The organism is Bifidobacterium vespertilionis (assembly GCF_008698145.1).
GTDB classification, from domain to species: domain Bacteria; phylum Actinomycetota; class Actinomycetes; order Actinomycetales; family Bifidobacteriaceae; genus Bifidobacterium; species Bifidobacterium vespertilionis.
Genome location: NZ_RZNZ01000035.1, coordinates 1 through 864, shown reverse-complemented (window position 1 = coordinate 864; position 864 = coordinate 1). Strand labels below are relative to the sequence as shown.

Below are 864 nucleotides of genomic sequence, written 5' to 3'. Positions count from 1 at the left end.
TCACGCTGGACCCCGAGGAGTACGAGTATCTCAAGACCCAGGGCTGGACCCAGGAGGGCGAGGCCTGGTACGCGTCCGACACCCAAGGCTCCGACGTGTACCGTCTGTACAACCGGTACACGGGCGAACACCTGTGGACCACGAGCCAGCAGGAGTACGACTACCTGGAGTCTCAGGGCTGGACGAAGGAGGGCGTGGCGTTCAGGGCCTACCTGGCCTAGCGTCCCGCTGATCCGCGAGTCCCGCTGAGGGGCCTGTGGCCTGCCGTTCATTCGGTCGGCCGCGGGCCCCCTTTTTTCGTCATTCTGGGCGTAGCGTTAAGGATCCTTCGGCTTCGCGCTGCGCGCTTCGCTCAGGATGACGAAGCAGCGACCCCGTCATTCTGGGCGAGCGTGCTGGTTTCCCCGTCATCCTGAGCGGAGCGTAGCGGAGTCGAAGGATCCTTAACACTCCCACACCAATGACCTTGTGCGGAATGTCGAAGGATCCTTCGCTGCGCTCAGGATGACGAAGAACACCGCCGTTCCGACTTTGCGCGTCACTGGGCGCGCGTCACGGGGCGCGGACCGGCCGTCACGCGATGCGGATGGCGTCACAGGGTGCGACCGCTCCCCGTGATGCCATCCGGGAGGCCTTGTGCCGCAACGGTTTTCGAGGTACATCACGGGGTGCGATCGCGCCGTGTGACGCAAGTCGCTCCGCGTGACGCGTGAGTCGCTCCGCGTGACGGTCAGTTCGCGCCGTGTGACGCGCGCCCAGTGACGCGCAAAGTCGGAACGGCGGTGTTCTTCGTCATCCTGAGCGCAGCGAAGGATCCTTCGTCCTGTCTCCTCTACACCTCTGTCGCTGCCCCCCACCAACGCG

At 64.9% G+C, this 864-nt stretch carries 1 pseudogene; it reads left to right on the top strand.

Annotation, left to right across the window (positions count from 1 at the left end):
- Positions 1-221: pseudogene (locus EMO90_RS12240) on the top strand (glycoside hydrolase family 25 protein); the annotation flags it as partial.
- Positions 222-864: the final 643 nt, after the last annotated feature.